We start from the raw sequence: 24,487 nt of genomic DNA, 5'->3' as shown, positions 1-24,487 counted from the left end.
AAATTACCCCAGAAACAGTAACATAAACGGCAAGGAGCGCCGGCCTTTGGCCGGCGCTCCCAGTTAATCAACGAGGCAGCCCTTCTCGCACTCAGAGTGATCGAGGGGCGCTCTGCTTATGGAGCAGAGATGCGATAGAAGGCTTGTCCTGCCAGCGGTGCATTATCCATGAACGTCGCCGTGCCGTCCGGTTGCACGGTAACGGAGCCGATGCTGGAATACGCGCCGGTGACGGTGGGCGCACGTTGCACGGAGTAGGTGTTGCCGATCACGCCGCTGAATTTGAGCGTGACAGTGGTGGCGCCGCGCTGCAGGGAGAGAATCCTCAGCGGCGTGGCCGCGGCGGTGTAATAAACGCGCAATTGTGGGCGTTCGCGTTCGTCGGTGGATTCGGACATCGAGACGGCCCAGCCGTCGCCGCCACCGTTCCACGGCAGGATGGCCCAGCCGTAATTGGTGCGGATGCCGCTGACCCAAGCCTGGGCATCAGGCGTCACCTCGAAGGACATGTACCCGCCGCACACGTTGGGGTTAAGCGTCGGTGAGCCAGCGGAGACTGTCGGCGTGCTCGCCGCTTTCACGCCGTCGGCTTGGACGCCATTGCCCAGCGAGTTCCACGTATCGGTGTCCTGCCACGGAGTGAGCATCGCGAAGAATTGACCCCCATCCCCATAGCCGTTGCCGCTGACGGTCGCCAAATCGAGCATTGCTGCTTCGACGACTGCGCCCGGCGGCACCTGGCCCGGGTTGGTGCCGATGACCTGATCGAAGCGAATCAGCACGTCATCCGGATTAAGCGTTCCGGTGCCGGCCACGTCCCAATCCACGAGAACCGCTGTGGCGGTGGCGGCGGAGACATCCGGGGTATTTTGCCGGATGCGGGTATCGGCGGCGTTGGTATAGCCGTTGACATTCTGCCGGAAACTCGCCGTGCTAACCGAGCTGGCGGGCAACCAGAGCACGCGCAGCCGCGGGCGGTCGTCGATGTTGGGCGATTCGCAGCAGCGGAAGCCCAGACCGTCGGTGCCGTTGCCCCAAGTGGGGTTAATCTCGCTGTTCCACGATGGCATGCCCCAGCCGTAATTGTTCTCCCCATTCACCCAAGCCTGGACATCAACGGTAACGCCGACGCTGATCACACCGATGCCGCTGTCCCCGGTTACTGCCGGCACGCCCAGCGCGGAGTCGTACGTGCTGCGAGCCTTGACGTCGTCGGGCTGAATGCCATTGCCCATGGAGTTCCAGGTTGCGTTAGTAGCGTCCCACGGGATCAGCATTCGATAGAGCGGGCTGCCATCGCCGGCGTCTCTGACGTTTAGGAGCAACTCGGCGGACACGATGATGGCATTGGAGGGAATCTGGCCCGGGCCGTTGCCGACGATATTGTCGAAGCGCAGGAGGGCCTCGCTTTGATTGGGAGTGTCCGCATCCCGGTAATCCAGCCACATCTGTGGATTGTTGGTGTCGGTAGAGTGCCCCCGCGGCAGGGCGGTGTCGGGCTGCAGTTGGAACAACTCGATGTCGGCGGCGTTGGTATAGGCGCCGTAGCCGTGATCAGCCTCCTGCTGGAAGTCGGCGAAGCGGACCAGTCCGAGGCTAATGCCGGTGGCCGCGCTGCCGGTGCCACCGTCGCTGTGCGTCAAGGTAACAGAGACGGCACGGCGGTTGCGCGAGGGATTGCTGTTGACGTTGCGGAAGGTGATGTTGCGAAGCAGGGCCTGCGCAGCAGTAACGTCGGTGGCGGCGTTGAAGGTTGCGACCAGCGGTGCGGTACCCGTGCCACCCGTGAAGGTTGCGATGGCCGTTCCGCCGTAGCTGACGGTGTTGCCGGAGACACTGATCTGGCCAGGGTCGGTACCGCTGCTGCGGATTTCCAGCCGATCGTCCGCCGTGCCGTTGGCCGTGAGGGCGACAGTCAGCTTGGCGGAGGCGTAATTCAGTGTGTTCGGGTCGGAAATGGCCGCCCGTCCGTCAATCCCAACGCCAGACTGGCCGATGCCGTATCTTAGGTCTCCGGAAGGCAGTGTAACTGTCGCTTCGTTGTCGAGCGTCGTCACGGCAAGCACTACCGGTGCCAGGGCGGCATAGACCGTGTCAGAGGAGGTTACCGAGTTGGTAAGCCGCCAAGTGGTGTTCCCGTCCAAGTTCAGGTCGTCAGCGCCAGCAAAGCTCACGCTCTGGGGGATGTTCCAGTTGGCGGGCGTGAAAGTGAGACTCGAGGGGGAGGGCGTGCCGCCTTGCGCCGTATCGCCGGAGGTGAGGGAGATGGTCACATTGGCGGTGGGCTGGCTGTGCAACGCGACGGTGTAGGTATTCGCCCCGCCTTCGACGACCTGGAATCCATTGGTAGGCGCCACAATATTCAGAGCGGCGGTGTCGTTGTCCAAGTTCACCACGGTTACATCCGGCGGATTAAAGCCGTTATAGTTTGGGTCAGAGCTGGTGGCCGCCCCGGTGATGATAGTGTAAGGCACGTTGCCGTCCGCGACCAAATCATCCACACCGGTGATCGTGACCGTCTGGTCCTGGTTCCAGTTGCTCGCGTTAAACGTCAGCGAGGCAGGAGAAACGGTGCCTTCGGTGGTGTCGCTGGAGGCCAGGCTGATGCTCACGTCCGCCGTGGGCGCAGTGGTGAGCCGGACCGTGAAGGTCGCCTGTCCGCCGGCTTCAGTGGTGGTGAGGCCGCCCGTCGGGCTGACCACGAAACCGCCGCTCTCATCGTCGGCGTTGACCAGGGCCACGCTCGAGGGCGTCAGGCCGTTATAATCCGAATCCGCGCTGATGGCCGCACTCAGGATGACTGAGTAGGCCACGGGTCCGTCCACCAGGGCGTCATCCACGCCGGTCACGGTGACGGTTTGGGGCACGTTCCAGTTGTCGGCGGTGAAGGTGAGGCTGTCAGGCGAGACGGCGCCTTCGGTGGTGTCGCTCGAGCTGAGATTGATGGTCACGTCGGCAGTGGGCCGGGTTTGCAGCGCGACCGAGAAGGTGGCTTGTTGGCCGGTTTCACTCGTCACCAGTCCGTTGGTCGGGGTGACTGCGAAGCCGGGCGTTGGACCGGGAATGAACACGAAACCACAGATGGGCGAGGTGCCGTTGTCGGGCGTTTCCAGCGGCGGGATGTTGCTGGGGGTCTGATTGGCCGGCGCCGGCATGTCACGTGATTCGATAATCCAGCCATCCCCGGCGTCGTTCACCTGATAGTTGACAATATTGTCCTGGTTCCCGGTGAAACCGCCTTCCGGCGAAACAATCAAGACGCCGTACCGGGGCGTCTTGCCAATGAGTTTGAGCTCAAAAGTGCCCACGCTGTTGGAGGTCACCGTAAACTGGGGAGTGGCCCCGCTGTAGGTCAAAATGGTGCCGTCGCCTCGAAAGCGCCCGGAGATCACGTTGGTGTCCGTCTTGGGAATGAAGACAAACGCGATGGGATCTTGTTCGGTGCTGGCGGCATTATTGGCCACGTCGTGCAACAACAAATTCCAAGTTCCGTTGGTGGTGTTAACGCCGGCCACCGCATAGTTGTTTTCGTTTTTACCGCCGACCACGAGCAAGGTGCCGTCGGTGCGCGAGTCAATGCCCAGGCTCTTCAAATCCACGATGGATTTGCCAGCCCCGAGGTCTTTGAAGTTGGTGCCCAGGACGAGGCCCGGTGAGCCGGTGAACAGGTCAAGGGCACCGCCGTTGGCGCCGGTGGAATTGCGGGCAAAGCCGCCGATCCATTTGTTGTAGGGAAACCAGGCCGCCGCCACGTTGACATCATATTCCACCACCGCGGTCGGATTGATGGCCATCGCCACCGGAATCCAATATGCGCCTTCACGCGCTGCGCCCGGCCGATGATAATCAATCTGGGCGATGCTGTAGTTCGTGTTCGGATGCGCAACCCATTGGTCATCGCGGCCGTTTTGTCGAACGCTCGTTATCATGACACCGTCGTTGACGTTGTTCGTGGGATTGTCGCCAATCTGCGTGTCATAGTCCCCATTATTCGAGCCTTCCTGGGCCATCCGAAAATCGCCGGTTTGATAGGGCAGGCTAAAGCTCACCGAATTAGTGTTGTTGAAAAAGTCATTGATGGTGACGTCAATGTTGGCGGCGACAATGCCGTGGTTGGGAGCGGGCGCGGCCGACAGCGAGGGAAGCAAAGCGGCTGTCCCACTCGCCAGGAGCCCCACCAGCGGGCGGAGACACCGCTGGTACAAACGATTCGTGTTTCTTGTGGATTTCATCTGGTTATTGGAATGGACTGTTGTATTGAATTTGACACTATCTAGAAGTTGACTTACGGAAGAGGAATCACCGGCCCGTGCGTGGTGTCCCCGTTCTGGCTTATATTGACTACACTGTCGTAAAACTTTTGCGCCACCCACTTGGCATGGCCGTCGCAAAAAGACATGGTCGACCCGGCCGCGCCGTGATTGTCCGTAGAATCGGGCCAGTTGTTGGTGGCCCCGGGCTTGGTGCCGCTAGCCGTGTCGTCGCCATCCAGCAACAAGAATATTCGGGAAGGCCCAGGCGCAGTACCGACTGAGGCACCGGTCTTGTTCGCCGGCTTGGAGAGCGTCTGATTGGCCAGCCTGTTTTCAGTCTTTTTCGCGCTAACCTCCGCATTGCCCGTCACATAACCGAACGTGCCAAAACATTCGTAGCTGTGGCCGCTGGCTTTGAGGTCCCGGGCGTTGTCGAGCAGGTCCGCGACGTACTGCTGCCCCCCATAGGTGCTCATATTGGTCCGGATATAGTTTTGGGTCGCCGGGCACACATAGGAGCCAAAGTTCTTGGCATAAGGCAGCAGCCAATTGAGGTCATCATCCGACCCGTCACGATCGGTGAACGCCGTTCCCGGCGGAAAACCGGTGAACCGACCGGAGATAGAAGGAGGGCAAAGATTCCCCTCGTAATCCAGCGCATACATCGTGCTGCCCAAGCCCAGTTGTTTGAGATTGCTCAGGCAACCGATTCGTTTTGCTTTGTCCTTGGCCCGGCTTAGCGCTGGCAACAGCAACCCTGCCAAAATGGCAATGATGGCGATAACCACCAGCAATTCGATTAAAGTAAAGGCCCGCGTGCTACTCTGCATTTTCATCTGTGCCGAAAATTGACACCATAATGTTTCATGCCGACGACACTCGGGTGACGTTTGTGTTACACCGTTGGTGTGCTCTGGAGATAGCTCATTCAACGAGTGGCCCATATACTTGAAACTGGCCGTGCTCATGCCACTGTTTCTTTCGATCGAGCTGTTGCACCAGGTCTGCGGCTTCACACACATGAGTGAACCTCCCTGGGCATATGCGCGGCGGCGAGGGCCATCAGGTGGCGCGCAAATGAGGGGTTGGCTTTGTTGTTGCGGCAGGACTCCGGCTGTCGAACATTTTTTTTTCTGCTCATAGTTTTCATTGGAACCGGGTTATTACGGTTTGAGAGCCTTGGCGCGCGGTCCAGACCTTGAATGGACTCCGTGTTCATTGCCGCTCATGTTCCGGCGCAGGCTTTTTTTTCTGCTCCATCCTCGCATCCAAGAGAAAAGTTGTCCCCAACGAGGAGGTTACTTTTCTGTGACGAGATGGATATGGGCAGAATAGAAAGGTTTGCTTAGTGCGTCAAGTGATTAGTGCGTTAAGTTGCAAAAAAAAGTAACTGCATGGAGTCATTTCATCCAAGCTTCCGGTCGAAGCTGAATGATAACAGCCTATCTGGTTAGTAAGTGCCGTTGGGGGCGGGAGGTGTTTCGAACTGTTTGTACCGAATGCCAAGGTTAAATTCCGAAATGGGGAAAAGGACCGGAATGAAAGGAGGCAATAAATTTGAGGAAAATGGAGACTGAAAAGCCATGGCTTTGGGGACAAGGGAAGTTATTAGTCATTGAGTGCAGAAAATGACCATGGCCCATTTCAGAAGGCTTTGGTTGAAGCGCATATTAAGAGCATGAACTCCTCGTGCCCATTTTCAACAACCGTTTATGATAGCCAGGAGAATGCAACCAAAAGCACTTGGAGGATCGCCCACAAATTTCCCAGATTAGCACAGAATTTTTGGGGGCGGAGGAGGATGGAAATTATGACCGAAGAATTCGAAGGTTCGTGGATGTTCAAACCAATTGGGGTGAGGCGAAGTTGTAGCTGCCGGCACGGAGCGCGTCGGCGACCTGCCCAACGTCCTTTTTAAGTTCACCAAAGTCGACGGCTTTTTGGTAGCAGGCATGCGCACCTTGACGCAGGTATTCCTCGCAGGCTGCGGGCGTGCTTGAACCGGTGAAGATAACGACTTTTAGTTCGGGGAATGGATGGTTGTAAAGCCAGTTAAGAATCTGAAGGGCGTTGGCTTCGACCATGATGGCATCCAGAAGTAATAAATCGGGAAAGGGAAACATAAGACGATCGGAATACCTCCCATCACCAGCGAGCCATTGCAGCACTTGCCGTCCGTCCGACACTGCGCCAATCAGTTGCAGCCAGGAATTTCGGCGAATACAGCGTTCCAAAAGGAAACGATCTTCTTCTGAGTCATCGGCTACCAGAACTTTAAAGGGCGGAGACATATGACATGATAAGATTGAGTTCATGCACCATTGTGCAGAACGACCATGAAGGCGAGGTGGGAATTAGCCCAAGGGGTATCCAACTTGAATGGGATGGGGTTCAACTGCCGGACGTAACGCCAGTTTATTTCGCGGAATGGAGAAGAGAAAATGATGAGCGGGAGGGATTCGGCCATGACTTTTCTCGTCCTGTCCCAGACCCAATTTCCTCCTGCAATAAGGAGATGGTTTTTTCGACATTAATACCAAAAAATCAACCGGTTGAGTGATTTGGCGAAACTGAAAGCCTGGTGTGGTGTTTTTCTTATTACGAATAGTGAGTCATGAAGATAAGTTTGAATAATGGATGAATTAACGGCGTCAGTTGAAATGTGAGAGACAGAGTTGTACCGCGGATTCGCAACTGTGCGAAAATGAGATGGGATGATGTTTTACCAGGAGGGGGAGCCTGCCTTACAACCTATTACAGGATTCCGCATTTTTCACTGATCTCATTGATGCTCTTTGGAATAGAATGTGCTGCATCTTTGGTTCCTTCGTGCCGGAAGGGATGCTTCATGGCTGCCGGTGGAAGGCAAATGAGAAAGACATAAATGGCAAAAGGCGCTCGGCTTAACCTCGTATTTGCGTCGGATTATTTGAATGCGGCAATGATAGTTTCCTTGCTGAGCGTATTGGTTTTAGTCGGATTGTTTCATTATCTGAATCGATATACGGGGCGGAGATATTTTAGCACCTGGACCCTGGGTTGGATTTTTTACGCCGGGTGGTTGGGATTTGGGCTTTGGGAGCAGGGGGGCAATCCTGGTCCGATGCACATAATGTTGAGGCACTGGTGTATTGGGGTGTCGGCGGCACTCTTATTCTGGGGCAGTTCCCAGTTTTTAAAACTTCCCTCGCGATCGATGTCCTTTTACCTGTTCATGGGTTTTCTTTTGGTTTGGAGTTATGTTGGGGCTTACCACTTGAAAAACCAGTTGCAGATGCAGGTGCCGATTTTCGGTATCATAGGAGTGGCCAGTCTCGTGACAGCCTTTTCATTTTATCGGATGCGGAAGCGCTTCGAATTCATCGGGGCGGGATTGCTATCATTTGGATTTGCGTTATGGGGCATTTACTTGAGTGCCTGTCCATTTTTTGCGGGAAACAACCACTGGGTAAGCACGGGTTTTTTGATTTCAGCAGTGCTTCAGCTATTTATTGCAGTGAGCATGATTGTGCTGGTTTTGGAAGAGGCCCGGGCGGCGAATGAGACGTTGCTGAACCAGATTCGTTCGACTCCGTCAGAACTGCAGAGTATTGAAGCGAAGATATTGCAGATAGGAGCGCAGGAGGGCGGGTTGCTGGACCGCGCCGCGATGGATGAGAAGTTGCGTGCGGCCTATGAAGAGCTGCGGTTGGCGCAGGAAAAGAATTTGCAGGAAGAACGCTTGCAGGCCTTAAGCCAGATGAGTCGTGGAATTGCGCACGATATTAATAACGCGCTGACGCCCATTTTGGGTTACGCTACTTTGATCCAGCGTAGTCATCCGGAGCTGCCGGAGAGTGTGCGGAATTACGTGATGGGCATCAAAAATGCGGGAGATAAAATTGCGCAAAGTGTGGCTTGCATCCGGGATTTTTATCGCCGTGAAGCGGGCAAGGAGGCGAAAATTTCACTCGAATTGAACAGGATAGTCGAGGAGGTGCTTGAAATCAGTTACACACAATGGCTCGACACGCAGGTGCTAAGCGGGGTGCACATTGACGTGAAGACCGATTATTGTGCCGAGCTTCCCAACATCAAAGGGCAGAAGAGTGAAGTTCGCGAAGCTTTAACCCAGGTAACACTTAATGCGATTCAAGCCATGCCCCAGGGCGGCACTTTGACCTTGAAAACCAGGATCGCGGGGAATGGCGGCGAGCGGCCGGGGAGTGTGGTGGGCAAGAGTGTGGTAGTGGAAATCAGTGACACCGGTGTGGGAATGAATGCGGAGACAAGGAAAAGATGTCTGGAGCCGTTCTTTTCAACGAAAGACAAGCATGGCGCCAAGGGATTGGGGCTCTCGAAAGTCTTCGGGGTTATTCAACGTCATACAGGACAGATCGTGATCGAGAGCGAGTTGGGCAAAGGTACAGTGATTCGCTTATCATTCCCGGCGGCCGAAGCTGCGACTGCTACAGGGGAAGTTTCGGTTCCTGAAGCCGTTGTCATGGCTCCGCTTAGAATCCTGTGTGTGGACGATGAAGCGCCAGTTTTGGACGTGCTACGGATTATTTTGCAGAGCGCCGGTCATACAGTGGAAGGAGCCAGCAATGGTTTTGGCGCCCTTGAAGCCTTTCGGTCAGCAAAGGCGCGTAACGAATCCTTCGATGTGGTGCTCACCGACCTGGGCATGCCGAAGATGGATGGGCGGCAGGTCGCGAAGCTGATCAAGGAAGAATCGCATGGAACACCGGTGATCATGCTTACCGGTTGGGGTGACATCATGAAAGTGGAAGGGAATCATCCGGACCAAATCGATGTTGTTTTAAGCAAGCCGCCACAGGTAAATGAGTTATTTCTAGCCCTGAGGAAACTGACGGCCAATCTTCCGAAGGCACAGGGTTTGAATTAATCAGCACTTATTGCCCGCAATTGGTTGCCGGAGAAAGCTAAGCTTTTGCGCGCGCCAAGGATTGATTGAGAAATTCCTGAATGCCGGCTGCGGGTCGTGCACCGGCAGTGCGCGCCACTTCATGGCCCGCCTGAAAAAGAATCATGGTGGGTATGGACGTGATGCTATATCGACGGGCGATGGCTGGCTGATCTTCCGTGTTGACCTTGGCGACGATTATTTCGCCCGCATTGGACGCAGCAAGCTTCTCGAATTCGGGTGCCACCATTTTGCAGGGACCACACCATGAGGCCCAGAAATCCACGAGGACAGGAATGGAGGAGAGACCGATCAACAGGTTAAAACTTTCTTCGCCATCGATATCAACAGGAGCATTCAGACCCTTGATATCCGTCTTGCACCTGGCGCAGCGCACCGGGAGATGCAACTGTTCGTATCGAATACGGTTGCGCTGTCCGCAGTTGGAACATGATACTACAACGCCGTTCTGATCGAGTTTGTTCATAATCACGCCTCTAAAAACAAACCATTGCTCACATGTTGATTTGTCGCAAGCCGGACTTTCAGCACTCTGAGCACCCGAGTTGGTTTTCAGGCTTCGGTTTTGCTTGCCGAGATTGCAACACGCGGCATATTATAATCCTTTGAGAGCTTGATATAAGTTTTAACGGGTTTGCGCGTGTAGCTCAATTGGATAGAGTGACGGCCTCCGAAGCCGCAGGTTGTGGGTTCAACTCCCGCCACGCGCACCAGTTCACCAAAGACTGGTCAAGTTTGAGAGCCGGGCGTTAGGGATTGAGGAATTATCATCTTCCCAGCTTGTAACATCTCCTGTCGTGTGCGAGGGCGGTGGCAAAATCCTCTTTTTTTCTGCCTCGCTTTTCTTTTGGCATGCAATAGAGTTTTTTAAAAGAACGAATGAATACGCAAATAGAGGAACAGTTATCGGGCATCGCGAACCAATTGCGAATTGACTCCATTGAATCCACAACAGCTGCGGGAAGTGGTCACCCCAGCACCTGCTGCTCGGCGGCAGATATAGTCGCGGCATTATTTTTTGGGCATATGCGGTATGACCCCAAAAATCCGAAATACGCAAACAATGACCGTTTTATTCTTTCAAAAGGCCATGCGGCGCCCCTGCTTTATGCGGCCTGGGCTGAAGCGGGTTTGTTTCCGAGGGAGCATTTGCTGACCTTGCGCCGCCTGGATAGTGATTTGGAAGGGCATCCCACTCCGCGTCTTTCATTTGTTGACGTTGCGACTGGTTCCCTGGGGCAGGGATTGAGTGTGGGCGTCGGAATGGCGCTTTGCGCGCGTTTGGACCAACTGGATTACCGCACTTATGTGTTGATGGGTGATGGCGAATGCGCCGAGGGTTCAGTTTGGGAAGCGGCTTCCCTGGCTGGCATTAACAAGCTAAATAATCTGGTGGCCATTGTGGATGTGAATCGTCTGGGGCAGAGCCAGCCTACAGCATTTCAGTGGGACTTGGAGGTTTATCGCAAGCGTTTTGAAGCCTTCGGTTGGCGCACTGAAGTCATCGACGGTCATGACATGGAAGAAATCCTCGAAGTGTTGGGCGCTGCTGGAGTGGGCGATCAACCTTTGGCGATCATCGCGAAGACGATCAAGGGCCAGGGCGTTTCTTTCATGGCGGACAAGGAAGGCTGGCATGGCAAGGCCCTTTCGAAGGATGAAGCCGCCAAAGCCATTGCTGAACTTCAGCCGAAGGCAAAGAGCGGCCTGGCCGAGCCAATTCCGGCACCGACACAATTGCCGATGCCGAAGAACGAGGCGCCAGCCGGCTATCCCGCGACCAATTATAAATTGGGTGAGATGGTGGCAACGCGCGAAGCGTTTGGTGCCGCCTTGTTGCGCATCGGCGAGGTGGATGAACGGGTTGTCGCTCTGGACGGCGATACCAAGAATTCGACCTATTCAGAAAAATTTTATAAGAAGTTCCCGGCCCGCTTCATCGAGTGTTTTATCGCTGAACAGAACATGGTGGGAGTGGCGACCGGTTTCAGCACCCGTGGAAAGGTGCCTTTTGCTTCCACGTTTGCCTGCTTCTTCAGCCGCGCCTACGATCAAATCCGCATGGCGGCGATTTCCATGGCCAACGTCAAGCTGGTTGGGTCGCATGTGGGCGTGAGCATTGGCGAGGATGGCACTTCGCAAATGGCATTGGAAGACATTGCCATGATGCGCGCCATTGAAGGGAGTGTTGTGCTATACCCGAGCGACGCTGTTTGCGCGGAAAAGCTCATGGAACAAATGGCATCGCACAAGGGGGTTGCCTTTCTGCGTACCTCACGGCCCAAGACTCCGATTATTTACAACAACGACGAACAGTTCCCCATTGGTGGCGCGAAAGTTCGCAAGCAAGCGGCGGGAGACAAGGTCACGGTTGTGGGAGCAGGTGTGACGCTCTTCGAAGCCTTGAAGGCTGCCGACATTTTGGCGAAGGAAGGCGTTGGTATCACGGTAATCGATGCTTACAGCGTCAAGCCGCTGGGGAAGGATGTCATCCGGGAAGCGGCCAAAAAGACGAACAACGTTGTGCTCACAGTGGAGGATCATTATCCCGAAGGTGGCTTAGGCGATGCTGTTGCCGGCGAGTTGAGCGTGGACGGAGTTCGGGTGCATAAGCTGGCGATTAGAGAATTGCCTCATTCTGGTAAGCCGGAGGAACTGCTGGCTAAATACGGGATTGACGCGGCTGGCATTGTGAAGATGGTTAAATCGATTCTGTAATCTCGTATAGAATTAAGTTATTTAGAATAAAGTATTTACGTTCAAAACACCCTGTGAAATATCATAGGGTGTTTTTTATTTTTCAGGTGGCATCAACTCTGCTTTCACCAAGGAAGACAAATGTAGATATCATCATGAATTTGAAGCACTGGTTGGAAAGGTTTGGCAGGGGTAATGGGGCGGGGTTGTTAACCCGTGTACTTTCAGGAATCAATAGACTGAAAGGCATGGGTTGCCTGCTAATGGCTTTTTTGGGAGCGTTGGTTATCCCAGCGGAGGCAGCAAAGGTGTGCGCGGTTTGTAACGAGCCCTTGCATGGATATTTTATTGCGACCATAAATCAGAGCTCGCTTACCAGAGAAATGATTTGTCTAAAATGTGCGTATAAATATTCCCGGTGCTATGTATGTGGTCTTCCTGCGGCCAATGCTGTCAAACTGGATGATGGACGTTTGCTGTGCCAGGAGGACGCGCGGAAGGCAGTGCTTTATCAAAAGGATGCCGAGAACATTTTTTATTACGTTAAACGAGAGATGCACGGGATTCTCGCCGAGATGGGAACGTTCAAGGATGACATAAAATTTTCCCTGGTTAATGGGCATGAGTTGCAGAAACTATATGACCCGGAATACGAGAATCATGCCCTGACAGGTTTGGAAGGGCTGACCGACACTGATAAGAAGGATACCAACCATTTCCAATACAGTATTTACGTATTGAATGGGCTGCCGGAGAATCATCTGGCAGCCGTGTGCGCGCATGAGTACACGCACGTATGGTTAAAGGAAAACGTGGGCAAAGGCCGCAAGCTGGATCGCAGTACGGAGGAGGGATTTTGTGAGTTGGTGGCGTATAAAATGATGTACGGCCGGCACGATCAAAGGGAGATGCGCATCATCCGGGCAAATGCCTATACCAGGGGGCAGACGAGGGCCTTGCTGGCGGCTGAGGACATCTATGATTTTAACCGGTTGGTGAAATGGATCAAGGCTGGCACGGATTCCAACATGAACGGTTATACGGTTGGAGGCATACCGGTGGTGGAGGCCAACGCCGCGCCGATGTTGTGGGGACCGGCAGCACCAACCCCGGTGCCAAATGTTTTGGCGCTCAAAGGTATCTCGGGATCAAATCAACGGCGGTTCGCCCTGATCAATGACAGCACATTTGAAGCGATGGAAAAGGGGAAGGTTAGATTGGGGCAAACGAATGTGACCATTCGTTGCCTGGAGATTCGTGCGGATTCGGTGCTGGTTCAGATGGAAGGTTCCGCGGAGAAAAAGGAACTTTTCCTGCGCAAGGAATAGCTGTCTAGTTTGGCACCCAACCTTTGCCGGGAACGAACTCACGGCTTCCGGAATCGGTCTTGCAGCCGCTCGCAAAAGCGAGGGCAATCGCCATCAAAAGGATAAGATAAATCTTTGACATGGCACGATTTTAATCCAGATTGCCAACAGAGCAAGTTTGATGCAAATTGAGTTGGGGAAATTAAAATGATTGAGATTCCCAAATTTTTAAAGGGTCAGTTGTTGTTGGACAGCGGACAGCTCAGCGGGTCATTTTTCCAAAGGACGGTTGTTCTTGTTTGCCAGCATGATGCCGAAGGGGCATTGGGGCTGGTGTTGAATAGGGACAGCGGCAACAAACTTGGAGAAATGGTATTGGCTGATCTTCCCGAACAACTGACGGACAATGCGCTTTATCTTGGCGGTCCGGTTCAGTTGTCAGCGCTCAGCTATCTCTACTCGGACACTTACCTTCCCGAAGCGAGTGTGCTGCCCAATGTTGAACTGGGGCATTCATTAGAAACCCTCGTTGAACTGGGTGAATCATTTTCCCCTGGCAAAAGGATCAAGCTTTTTGCGGGTTATGCGGGCTGGAGTCCGGGGCAATTGGAAGAGGAAATGAAGCGGAAGGCGTGGCTGACGCATCCGGCGACGGTGGACCTGGTTTTCGATACCGATCCGGATGACCTGTGGCAGTATGTTTTGAAGCAAAAAGGTGGGATGTACCGGGTGCTGGCGCAAATGCCGGAGGATGTTTCGTTGAACTAGCCTAACGTCCGGCAGCCTTTACTCGTTTGCCGCCGCGACGAGGTTTTCCATAAGTGACACTGCGTGATTTTTCCTCTGGTTTACCATCGCCGGTGGAGCGCTTCAGTTCACGAATTTGATCGCGCATCAGGGCGGCCTTTTCAAATTCGAGATTGTTGGCGGCGGCCAGCATTTCCTCCTCCAATTCCTTGATGGTTTCGGTGACGTCGAAATCCACGCCGGATTCCTTAAGCATGGAATTGGCCTGATCCTTGAATTCCTTGTTGGTGGAGAGACTTTCCTCGACGGCGCGGCTGACGCTCTTCGGGGTGATGTTGTGTTCCTTGTTGTAGGCAAGCTGGCGTTCGCGGCGAAATTTGGACACGGCCAGAAACTTCTGAATGCTCTGCGTCATGACATCGGCGTAAAGAATCACTTCGCCGTTCAGATGGCGGGCGGCGCGACCGGCAGTTTGGATCAAGCTGGTGACGCTACGCAGATAGCCTTCCTTATCGGCATCGAGAATGGCTACCAAGGAGACTTCGGGGAGATCGAGGCCTTCGCGGAGGAGGTTGATGCCGACCAGCACATCAAACTCGCCCTTGCGTAAACCGCGCAGAATTTCCACGCGCTCGATGGCATCAATTTCGCTATGCAGATAGCGGACGTTGATGCCGATGTTGCGGAGATAATCGGTGAGTTCTTCAGCGGTTCGTTTGGTCAGGGTGGTGACCAAAATGCGTTCCTTCGAATCCACACGCTTACGTGCCTCCTCAATCAGGTCATCGATTTGGCCCTGGAGCGGTTTGACGGTGATGGTGGGATCCACCAGACCGGTGGGGCGGATAATCTGTTCGGCAACGCGACCCTGAGACCATTCAATTTCCCGGGGGCTGGGGGTGGCGCTGACATACAAGGTCGGTCCCTGCATGTGTTGGAACTCGTCGAAATTCAGAGGACGATTGTCCAGGGCGCTGGGGAGGCGGAAGCCGTATTCCACGAGCACGGTCTTGCGGGAGCGATCACCGGCATACATTCCGCCGATTTGGGGAATGGTGGCGTGAGATTCATCAATAACCAGCAGGTGGTCCTTGGGGAAGAAATCAAACAAGGTCGTGGGTCTGGAGCCGGGAGCGCGGCCGTTGATGTGGCGGGTGTAATTTTCGATGCCGGAGCAGAACCCCATTTCCTCCATCATTTCGAGATCGTATTCCGTCCGCTGCTTGATGCGCTGGGCTTCCAGGAGTTTTCCATGTTTTTCGAACCAGGCGATGCGGTCACCCAATTCTTCGCGAATTGACAGGATGGCCGGCTTCATTTTGTCCGCCGTGGTGACGAATTGTTTGGCAGGATAGACAACGGCTGTGTTCAAGGTTTCGAGCTTGTGGCCGGTGAGCGGTTCGAAGCGGGTGATGCGCTCGATTTCTTCGCCGAAAAATTCGATGCGCAGACCATCTTCGCGACCGGCGGGGCAGAGTTCGACGGTATCGCCACGGACGCGGAATTGGCCGCGGGTGAATTCGATGTCGTTGCGGGTGTATTGGAGGTCAACGAGGCGGTTGAGGAACTGTTCGCGGGTGATTTGCTGGCCGACGCAGATGGGGATGATGAGGGCTTCATAGTCCTCCTTGCTGCCGATACCGTAAATGCACGACACGCTGGCGACGACGACGACATCCTGGCGGGAAAAGAGCGAACTCATGGTGGAGAGGCGCATGCGCTCGATCTCCTCGTTTACGCTGGAATCTTTTTCCACGAACGTGTCCGTGCGGGGAATGTATGCCTCGGGCTGATAGTAATCGAAGTAGCTGACAAAGTATTCGACGGCGTTGTTGGGGAAGAAACTTTTGAATTCAGCGTAGAGCTGGGCGGCCAAGGTCTTATTATGCGAGATGACCAGGGTGGGCTTGTTAATGTTCTTGATGACATTGGCCACTGTGAATGTTTTTCCAGAACCAGTTACGCCGAGCAGCGTCTGGTGTTTGGCGCCCGAAAGCAAACCTTCGGTCAACTTGGCGATGGCCTGAGGTTGATCTCCAGCAGGAGGATAGGATGAAACTAGGTCGAACACAGAAGCGAAACTTAGTGGTGATACGGCAGGGTGTCAACGAACGTAAGAGCCAGAATAATAATAGATAATCCAATGTGGAAAATGATAAGAATTGCTTTTGAAAAGAATAAGAATATCTTTCATATAAGATTTCGGATTGCTGGTGGGCGAGACTGGTTGAAAGGAAAGGATCCTTATGGCAAAGCGAAGCAGTGAAGCGAATCATTGGATCAAAACTCACGGGGATGTGATCCTTGATCTGATCCGCATTTATCTTGGGGTTGGACTCATCCTGAAAGCACTCTATTTCATGACGCATATGGATTACCTGCTGCGCTTGACGGCCGGAGAGGGGAGTATGTGGTTCGCCCCGACAATTCTGGCTCATTACATCGTTGTGGCCCACCTGGTGGGGGGTGTTTGCCTGACGTTGGGATTGTTCACGCGAGTGGCCGCCCTGATTCAAATTCCGGTTTTGTTCGCGGCCATTTTCTACGTGCATATGCCGAACGTGATTGCTTCGGTGGAAGCCCGCCAAAATGCTGAATTCGCGGCGCTGGTGCTGTTCCTGTTGGTTTTGTTTTCCTTTTACGGCTCAGGCAGGTGGTCGCTGGACTATTACATGAGTCGTAAAAGCAATCCGGATTTGTATCGCACAGAAATCGGAGAGTCGGAAGTGTCGAATGTGACCTAGCTCGGGCTAGGCCGCGCCCTGACTGAATGTTTTCAGTTCAGTCAGTTGGTTTTCGCCCGCGAATTTCATGAGACAGAAGTTCGCGGGTTTTCCTTTTTCGAGGCCGTGCGAGAGGCCCATCATTCGCGCCGGGATTTCTGAGAAGCGTTTCCACACTTCCTGCCACGGTTGGTGCAACATCTGGGCAGCGCGGAAGACGCCATCGATTGGTTTGAGGGCGGAACCGGCGAAGTTGGTTTTGCCGGGCTGACGGACGATTTGATCGGGACCAACCTCGAGTTCCAAGGCTCCGAGTTTGTATTTTCCAGGAGGTGCTCCGGCGGCGGACATGGCGTCGGTTGTGTAGTAAATGGAATCGGGGCCGAGGACGCGATGCATCAGGCGGAAGAGGGGCGGGGAGACATGAATCTGGTCGGGGATCAGTCCGACGGTGAGGCCGGGGGTTTCGAAGACGCGCCAGAGGATGTTGTCATGGCGGTTTAATTCGCGCGGGCAGCCGTTGCCAAGATGGGTGAAACCGGTGGCACCGGCTTTGACGGCTTGAAGCAGCACGATGGCGGAGGCGTTGGTGTGGCCGAGGCTGGTTTTGATGCCAAGTGACGTGGCAAGCGCAATGGCTTCAATGGTGCCGGGACGTTCGGGAGCGATGGTCAGGAGCAATGGGTCGCCAGCGGTGATGGTGCGCAAGGCCTGGATATCCGCGGCGGTGGGATTGTGCATGAATTCCGGGCGATGCGCGCCGTGAAAGCCGGGTTCGGCGGAGAGGAAAGGGCCTTCGATATGCCAGCCGGCGATGGTGGCTTGGAGCTCCTTCGAGCTGTCACGCAGGCTCTTTAAATGACGCAGGCGGGCGGTGAGCTTGGACCAGTCGTCGGTGATCAGGGTGAGCAGGATTTGTGTGCAGCCGGATTTGCGGAGCTCGCGCGTAGCGGTGAGGATGTCTTCGGTCGTGAGATTGTCCTGCTGGAAATCTATGCCACCATAACCGTTTACCTGGGGATCGAAGATGCCGGGAGCGAGCCAGAGGTTTTCCTTGGGCGGAGTGGGAGCGGATTCGAGTTGGGTGATGACGTCATTCGCCCAGTTTAATCGAACGGGTTGGCGCGTGGCGTAGTGCCAGGCATGAATTTCACTGGAATTCATTCTAAGACAAAGTCTCAAGGAGAAATGGGAGAGTGGCTAGGAGAAATTTTTGGGGAAGAGAGTACAGGAATACCCCAGTGTAGATGATATCTATGAAAACCAAATGGAGTGTTGAAAGCTTATTCAGCCGGTTGGGCCTTTAGAAGCTTCCGCGTTTTGGCATCAATCCAGATGCTCGCTTTCTGGCCGGATTCCGGATTTTCCAAATCGAGACGGATGCTTCCTCGATTCACTGTGGCATCCAGGAATTTTGGCATCACATTTTGCCCCGTACCCAGGAGCCAAAGGAAATCGTGTGGAACAGCGTCTCTGAAAATTGTGCTCTCTTCAGATTCTCCTTTCAGCTTCGAGTGGCTGACTTTCTTTTGAAACTGATCAATGGCTGCAGCCAAATCTGCCTCGGATGGTTGGGAATTAAGGTTCGTGTGCCACTGCACATCTCCCCAAGGTGTCAGCATGGCTCCAAGAATTTCAGAGTCAGTTTCGACATAGAAATCCATGTCCCATCCCACCCAGACCTCTCCACTCTTTGGAGCCTTGAAGGCCACTATGTCAATGTCTACCAAACGTTGTTCGGGGTAATTCATTGGCACCTGAAACACGGCCCGCTTGAGGAAGCTGGGCTGTGGTTTGATGCCCGGAATAAAATTCGTCTGGATAGACCACTGGGTCTTATCGGTTTTTGTAAGCGGACCGGCCACCTGGTCGAGCCGGGGATATTTCTCCTTGAGGATTGAGTCCAACTTTTGCTTGTAGGCCGCGGCCTTAATCTGGGAGGTAGCCTGGATAATTTCATTCGTGATAGAGGGATCAGCATTTTTGGCCAACTCGGCGAGCGAAGGGATAACGTTCGTTGCTTCGGCACCAAAATTTGCCAGGGCGCTGATCGAGCTGCCGCGGACGTCCTTATCCGCATCGTTCAAGGCATGTTTCAACGCGGCGATCATTTTGGCATCTTCGTCCGGATGGTAGATACCTATATCTCCCAAGGCATACACCGCAGCCTTACGAACGGCGGGGCTCTTATCGGTGGTCGCCTGAATGAGGGCCGGCAGGAGTATACGTGCCTGAGGTTCAAATGTTTCGAGAATTTTAGCCCGAGATCCGAGCGCTTCAGGCGTCCGGTTGCTGCCGTCTGGACGAGGATGCTCGCCTCCGAGCCTGCCATTCATGATTTCGCCCAACGCCCAGACCGCAGACCGGCGAACATCTTCATTTTGATCATTCAGAACGGTGATAAGTGCTGGTACGACAGCGGCATCTTGTTCGTTATTGAACCTGCAAAGGCCGCCTAAAGTTGCAATGGCTTTGGCACGAACAAGGGCATTCGTATCAGCAACGGCTGTAATCAAAACCGGGATTGAAACCTGCGCCGACTCGTTGAATTCGCCGAGCGCCTCCACGGCATTATGGCGCACCCAGGCATCCTTATCTTCCAAGCCAGATTTCAATGCCGGAACCGTAACTGCCGCTTGCTTATGAACTCTCCCCAAAGCCCAAGCCGCGAGGTAACGAGTTTCAGAATTATCATCCTTGAGTAACGAGGCGAGCGGAGCTACGGCATCCTCGCCGACGTCAGGATTGGCCAGCGCAAGCAGTGCATAACGCCGAATGAGCGGGTTGGCGTTGGTCAACGCGCCTATTACCGGGCCGTCTGCTCCCAGATCAACCAAACCTGATAGCGCTGAGGCTGCGGTTGCCTGCTGCTGAAGCAATTGCTTCAACCGGGTAATCTCCGAGGCTTTAAGTGATTCCAGTTGACCAAGTGCGGTGTCAACTGACTCCGGTGCATGAGGCAACGTTGCCAAACTATCATGCACCTGTCGTATGAACTCAGCGCCTTTGGAAGTCGCCTTAACACTGATAATAATGTCGGTGCCTGGCAGCACTTCATTCAGCATCACCTCTTTGTTTCCAGGGGGCGCACCTTCTGCTGTCGCCTTGCTTATCTGGGGACCGGCCTTGGGGAAAGGCGGCGTCCCGAATTTAGCGGAGATGCTTAGCGTCACATAATCCTCCTCCCTGGCCGGTCTTGGAGTTCCATCGGGTCTATAGCGAAAAATGCCTTGCTGAAGATACCTGGTATCCAGCGCGATATCCACCAAGGTTACGGGGTCGCTGTGGGTGATGCGAAGATCGGCAGGCCTCAACGTACGGTTGAGTTCCGGATAATTTGTGAGGTCCCTCCGCAGTTGGACCTGAATGGTGGCTATGCGTGTCTTAATCAGGGTTTCGACCTCGGCATCGAACACGGGGTGATGATCGCGATTTCTGATCCACCACTGACGCGCCTGTGAGATTTGAGCTTTGTTTGCTTCGGAAAGGTTCCAAGAGTCGCCACCGTCAGAACCGAAAGTCCGTGCAGTGAGTTGATTCAGGGTCTGCGCTGCTTCTGACCTGATGGCTGTATGAACTCCAGGATATTCCAGCATATTGATGAGTGGCTCAATTACCCTAGGGTCGCTAATGAGATGTTCATTTTCCAGGTCACGCAGAAGTTCCATCCGCGCTTCGTTATCTCCACACAACTGGCGCAAGGCGGCTTCAATAGGCGTGTCGTTTCTCGCAGACTTGTAGAGCAGTACGTCCACGGTGTTGGCGGTTATCATCGCACCGTTGGTGGTGTGCAGAGAGAGTTCGCGGGCGGCGGCCACGGCGATTTGATTGCATAGAGTTGGTGTCAGGCTTTTGAAATCTGCACTGCCAAGGTTGGAAAGTTTTTTTTCGGGAAACGTCCTGTTTAAAAGTGATTCGAGGCTGGGTTCTGCCGATGCTGTTGGGACGACAGTGCTGCTTTCTGCGCTGTGACCAGTGCTGTTGTATGTCAATAAGATTACAATCCAGAGAAAGACGCGACCCATAATGGTGAAGGCATTGGTCATTATACTCCCGAATGCTGTGTTGTGAGACCTCATGGGATGAGCGTAGTTCACGCTGAATTTCTGTCCAGAGGAAAGGGTGGGTCTGGATGGTACGGAGGCGTAGTGGAGCATGAAATTCACTGGAATTCATTTGGAGAAGGAGTTTCGGGGAGAATGGGGGTGGTGGCTAGGAGAAATTTTGGAGTGCCGGACGTGTCACAGCGTGTGACAAATGCTCAGAGTCCATGGGACGCATTCGGGTGAGAATCGATTTGTTGTGAATGAGGCGTGGGCCTGGTCAGTTCGGCGCTGCCCGGTTGTGGAGAAACCAACCACGTTGCGGTATCCAATACTGATTCAACCTGGGGGCTTCGGTCGAGTTTTGGAAGTGGATTCGTGAGGTGACGATTGTTGCCGGAGAAAAACCTTTATGGCCGGACCAATTTTACTAGCATGGGTCCTGGTAGCGAACGTCCCACTGACAACCAGTGGCAGACGGGTGTCTTCTTGAACTCGCCTGACAAGTGGCCCAAAAATCATGAAATCGAAATACCTTTTTTGTTATATTGCGTTGTCTTTTTTCACGGCTCTCGCTTCTTCTGGTTTTTGCCAGGGGACAGCGTTTAACTATCAAGGCAGGTTGAACGACCACGGGGCACCGGCCAGTGGCTCTTACGATTTGCAATTTACGGTCTATGATGTCGGCACGAACGGCAATGTTGTGGGTGGCCCGGTTACAAATGCTGCGACCATTATCAGCAATGGTCTTTTCAACGTGCTGTTGGATTGCGGTGACGGCGTTTTCAATGGAAGTGCGCGCTGGATTCAGATCGGGGTTAGGACCAACGGCGATAGTGGCGCGTTTATGCTGCTGACACCGCGGCAACCGGTTTCCTCCACACCTTACGCGATGCAATCCATTCATGCGGCGACGGCGACCAGCGCGACCAATGCCATTACTGCCGCCACGGCCGCCGCAGCGAATTCCGTCGCCGGGACGAACATCACCGGAACAATCAACATCGCGCAACTGCCGCCGTCGGTCGTGCTGAACAACGGCAGTGCGGTGACGTTGACCGGGGCGTTGACGTTGCCCCTGAACGGCTTGACGGTCGGGAGCGCAAACAATCAGGTCATTACCTTGTACAATAGAGTCGGTATTGCTAAAGCACCCGTCGATGATCCATCCAACCCGATCCTCTCTGATTTTGGTGTTGCCCTAGGTACTCCGAAACTGGAGGTGGGCGGCAGCGTTGCCATCCCCGGCAACGAGAATTACACCTTTCGAACTGGGAAGACACATTACTATAATATTCCGGCGGCTGAGCTTGTTTCCGCAAATCCCACTACTTATCAGGGTAGAATTGACGACGGGTTTAGCAGTTCGAATGTCAACGGCCTGAATTCGCTCTGGGCAACGGGGGGAACGCCAGGCACCGTGGCTTATTTTGTGGCGCCGGTTCACCTTCCAGATTTCGCAACTATCACGGGTCTACAGGGACATCTCGTCAAGAACGGCGGCAGTCTGCAAAGCGTTATTGAATTATACCGTTCGGATGCCTCCGGTTATCTGGGAAATACAGCATCTTTGATTGCCAGCGCTGCGACCACCGGCAGCGGCGGTGTAGTGTGGACGGTCGCGGCGAGTAGTATCAACAGCTCTTTTAGCACGGTTGATAATGCAAATTACGTTTATTTTTTGCGTTATTCGGGCGAGCAAAACACTCAAAATGTGCGCTTCGTCTCGGCACGGATAATGTATACTGTGCACAACGTGGAATAAGCAGGATGACGCAGCCGGAAGTGTGGGGTTGAAGAGGATCAGGAAAGGTTCCCAACCGAAAACTGATAACTGGTAATCAGGAGTGGTGGGGCGTGTACGCGATTCAATCAAGAGAGCGATTTGAATCTCTGGCAATGTCAGTGCGGTGCCCAAGGGACTGGATCGCCCTCTCCACGAGCCTGGCCGTGGGTTTGGGTCGCAGGCTGCGTCTGCAGATGGGCTCGATGGGGTGTGTAGAATCAACGACGAGGTTGGAATTCCGGGTGTTTCCACACGGGCACCAGCGTCATTCCACCGTTTGATTGATTGCTGGCGCGGGGAACTGGAGTCGTTGGTCGCGTACGCGATTGGAACAAGAGAGCGATTTGAATCTCTGGCAATGTCAGTGCGGCGCCCAAGGGACTGGATCGCCCTACCCACGAGCCTGGCGGTGGGTTTGGGTCGCTGGCTGCGTCTGCAGATGGACTCGATGGGGTGAGTAGAATCACCGACGATGTTAGAATTCGAGTCCTTCCGGACGGGCACCAGCGTCATTCCACCATTTAATTGATTGCTGGCGCGGCGGTTTGGGGTGCGTGGTCGCGTGCGCGAATGGGGCTAGTTCATTGAAAGCCCTTTTATTAAACTGGTTTAGGGTATTCCTGTGATTGGGCGAATTTTTGCCGGGTGAGAATGCGTCACCCGTTTTTGCCAAAGAAGGTGAGTTCCCCATAGCTGACGGACACGCGCGATCTTTACCGTACTTTGGTGGAACAAAAAGAATACCAAGGAGGGTGGAATGAAAGCAAAACGTGCCTTGTTGAGGAGAGCTGAGAAATCGCTGGCAAACCGTGGTGTCATCGGGACGTTCCGATATTGCCTGGGTGCGGTGGGCAATTGCATTCGCAGTGCCACACCTTCCGCGCGGCAGGCCCAAGCGTATAGGGATGCGATGCATTTGGAATTTGATCGCAAATTCAACGTGGATACCGGCGGGACGTTCGCAGTGGCCGGTTTTGAGATCAACAGCAAGAACTGGATTTATGCCACGGGATATGGACCAGTCAATGAAACCGACTTTATCGAGATCATGCGGGAGCAGAACCTGCCATGCCAAGAGTTCACCTTTATAGACTTTGGTTCCGGCAAGGGCCGGGCGGTGCTCCTGGCTGCCACCTTTCCCTTTCGCAAGGTGATCGGAGTGGAGTTCTCGGCAGAACTTCACACGGTCGCTGAGAGCAACATCAGCCAATGTCGGGTGGAAGAGAGGAAGTGCGGAGAGATCGAGCTGCTCTGCATGGATGTGGCCGATTACCAACTTCCCGAAATGCCATTGGTCATTTTTATGAACAATCCCTTTGAACGGCTGATGATGGCGGACTTTGTGGAAAAGGTGAAACAGTCCTTCGCGAGTCATCCACGCCGGTTGGTCGTTCTCTATTTTGATCCGAAGCACGCGACGCTGTGGGACGGCGTTGAATTTCTGACCAGGGTGCGGTCAAGCCCAGCCATATACGAGACGAAGCCTGCCTGAAGCTTGGGCTTCGGTTTCCACCGCACTTGTTTCGCTGGTCTCGCCCAAAACTTCACCAAGGATAAAGGCCAGTCGCTGCCGACGGTCCAGGCACATCAACATCGCGGTGATGCAGCCTAGTTTGGCCTCTTCCACCATCACCGCTGTCTGGACCGGCAACGTGCGCTGGGCGGGCAACTCCTCATCCTGCACGAGCAAAGTCGTGGGTCGCTTACGCGGGGGAGGCATCGAAGGGATGAAGTTGCCGACAAAGTTAGGGCCGCTCAGAGATCGGCCCTCCGAATAGAACGTGCCTGGCGGTGGGATGGAGTCGTGGGCTGCGTTCGCAGATGACTCGATGGGCTGAGGGAGTCGCCGACGAGGTTTGAATTCGGGCGAAGCCTCATTCCACCATTAAATGATTGCTGGCGGGTGGTTTGGAGTCGTGGGTCGCGTACGCGGAGGGGCACAGGATGGGAAGGCTCGTTTATGAGTGGAGCGGGTTTTTCGGTGTAAAACGCCTTTCATTTAGT

Annotated in this window: 16 protein-coding genes and 1 tRNA gene; 8 read left to right on the top strand and 9 right to left on the bottom strand. The window is 54.3% G+C overall.

Translation table 11 applies throughout. The features are described 5' to 3' along the window. Positions 1-116: 116 nt before the first annotated feature. From CFLAV_RS17490 to CFLAV_RS35555, 4 genes are all read right to left on the bottom strand, one after another. Positions 117-4,391 (bottom strand): DNRLRE domain-containing protein, encoded by a 4,275-nt coding sequence (locus tag CFLAV_RS17490; protein WP_237712414.1) that lies wholly within the window; start codon positions 4,389-4,391, stop codon positions 117-119. Further along, positions 4,286-5,089, bottom strand: coding sequence for a type II secretion system protein (locus CFLAV_RS36540; RefSeq protein WP_050785829.1), 804 nt, complete (start codon positions 5,087-5,089; stop codon positions 4,286-4,288). The genes CFLAV_RS17490 and CFLAV_RS36540 overlap by 106 nt, the downstream gene beginning before the upstream one ends. Before the next feature lie 1,005 nt (positions 5,090-6,094). Further along, positions 6,095-6,544 carry a response regulator gene (locus tag CFLAV_RS32570; RefSeq protein WP_007416111.1) on the bottom strand — a complete coding sequence of 150 codons (450 nt, stop codon included), beginning with the start codon at positions 6,542-6,544 and terminating at the stop codon, positions 6,095-6,097. Between the two features lie 20 nt (positions 6,545-6,564). Beyond that, positions 6,565-6,720 (bottom strand): hypothetical protein, encoded by a 156-nt coding sequence (locus CFLAV_RS35555; RefSeq protein ID WP_007416110.1) that lies wholly within the window; start codon positions 6,718-6,720, stop codon positions 6,565-6,567. A gap of 417 nt (positions 6,721-7,137) precedes the next feature. On the opposite strand from CFLAV_RS35555, the gene CFLAV_RS32565 reads away from it, so the two are divergent. Next, entirely contained in the window at positions 7,138-9,141 is a 2,004-nt protein-coding gene (locus CFLAV_RS32565; RefSeq protein WP_007416109.1) for a response regulator, read from the top strand. A gap of 37 nt (positions 9,142-9,178) precedes the next feature. Here the strand turns inward: CFLAV_RS32565 and trxA are convergent, their stop codons facing one another. Continuing rightward, positions 9,179-9,646 carry a thioredoxin gene (gene trxA / locus CFLAV_RS17470; RefSeq protein WP_007416108.1) on the bottom strand — a complete coding sequence of 156 codons (468 nt, stop codon included), beginning with the start codon at positions 9,644-9,646 and terminating at the stop codon, positions 9,179-9,181. 170 nt (positions 9,647-9,816) lie between these two features. On the opposite strand from trxA, the gene CFLAV_RS17465 reads away from it, so the two are divergent. The 4 genes from CFLAV_RS17465 (at position 9,817) to CFLAV_RS17450 (ending at position 13,952) form a co-directional block, all read left to right on the top strand. Then, positions 9,817-9,893, top strand: a tRNA-Arg gene (locus tag CFLAV_RS17465). A 166-nt stretch (positions 9,894-10,059) separates the two neighbouring features. Beyond that, positions 10,060-11,898 (top strand): transketolase, encoded by a 1,839-nt coding sequence (locus CFLAV_RS17460; protein WP_007416107.1) that lies wholly within the window; start codon positions 10,060-10,062, stop codon positions 11,896-11,898. 134 nt (positions 11,899-12,032) lie between these two features. Then, a complete protein-coding gene (locus tag CFLAV_RS17455) occupies positions 12,033-13,205 on the top strand; it encodes a protein DA1 (protein ID WP_007416106.1) in 1,173 nt (390 codons plus the stop codon). A gap of 186 nt (positions 13,206-13,391) precedes the next feature. Then, a complete protein-coding gene (locus CFLAV_RS17450; RefSeq protein WP_007416104.1) occupies positions 13,392-13,952 on the top strand; it encodes a YqgE/AlgH family protein in 561 nt (186 codons plus the stop codon). A 1-nt stretch (position 13,953) separates the two neighbouring features. On the opposite strand, the gene uvrB is transcribed toward CFLAV_RS17450, so the two are convergent. Further along, complete coding sequence (gene uvrB / locus CFLAV_RS17445; RefSeq protein ID WP_007416103.1) at positions 13,954-16,002, bottom strand: excinuclease ABC subunit UvrB; 2,049 nt, start codon at positions 16,000-16,002, stop codon at positions 13,954-13,956. A 175-nt stretch (positions 16,003-16,177) separates the two neighbouring features. Here uvrB and CFLAV_RS17440 point away from each other — a divergent pair, with 175 nt between their 5' ends. After that, positions 16,178-16,675 (top strand): DoxX family protein, encoded by a 498-nt coding sequence (locus CFLAV_RS17440; RefSeq protein WP_007416102.1) that lies wholly within the window; start codon positions 16,178-16,180, stop codon positions 16,673-16,675. Between the two features lie 6 nt (positions 16,676-16,681). Here CFLAV_RS17440 and CFLAV_RS17435 read toward each other — a convergent pair whose 3' ends face one another. Further along, entirely contained in the window at positions 16,682-17,818 is a 1,137-nt protein-coding gene (locus CFLAV_RS17435) for an N-acetylglucosamine-6-phosphate deacetylase (protein WP_007416101.1), read from the bottom strand. Between the two features lie 119 nt (positions 17,819-17,937). Continuing rightward, the gene (locus tag CFLAV_RS17430; RefSeq protein WP_160164609.1) at positions 17,938-20,733 is read right to left on the bottom strand and encodes a sister chromatid cohesion protein PDS5; all 2,796 of its coding nucleotides are present in this window, start codon (positions 20,731-20,733) and stop codon (positions 17,938-17,940) included. Positions 20,734-21,217: 484 nt separating this feature from the next. Between CFLAV_RS17430 and CFLAV_RS17425 the strand changes: the two genes are divergently transcribed. Together CFLAV_RS17425 and CFLAV_RS32560 are read left to right on the top strand one after the other, a co-directional pair. Next, a complete protein-coding gene (locus tag CFLAV_RS17425; protein ID WP_007416099.1) occupies positions 21,218-22,462 on the top strand; it encodes a DUF8740 domain-containing protein in 1,245 nt (414 codons plus the stop codon). 778 nt (positions 22,463-23,240) lie between these two features. Next, positions 23,241-23,975, top strand: coding sequence for a methyltransferase domain-containing protein (locus CFLAV_RS32560; RefSeq protein ID WP_007416098.1), 735 nt, complete (start codon positions 23,241-23,243; stop codon positions 23,973-23,975). Here CFLAV_RS32560 and CFLAV_RS34990 read toward each other — a convergent pair. After that, positions 23,940-24,203 (bottom strand): hypothetical protein, encoded by a 264-nt coding sequence (locus tag CFLAV_RS34990; RefSeq protein WP_007416097.1) that lies wholly within the window; start codon positions 24,201-24,203, stop codon positions 23,940-23,942. The two genes, CFLAV_RS32560 and CFLAV_RS34990, sit on opposite strands and share 36 nt — an antisense overlap. Positions 24,204-24,487: the final 284 nt, after the last annotated feature.

The sequence above is a fragment of the Pedosphaera parvula Ellin514 genome (genome assembly GCF_000172555.1).
GTDB lineage: Bacteria > Verrucomicrobiota > Verrucomicrobiia > Limisphaerales > Pedosphaeraceae > Pedosphaera.
The sequence above is the reverse complement of the archived record's forward strand: the minus strand, read 5'-3'. Positions and strand labels throughout refer to the sequence as shown.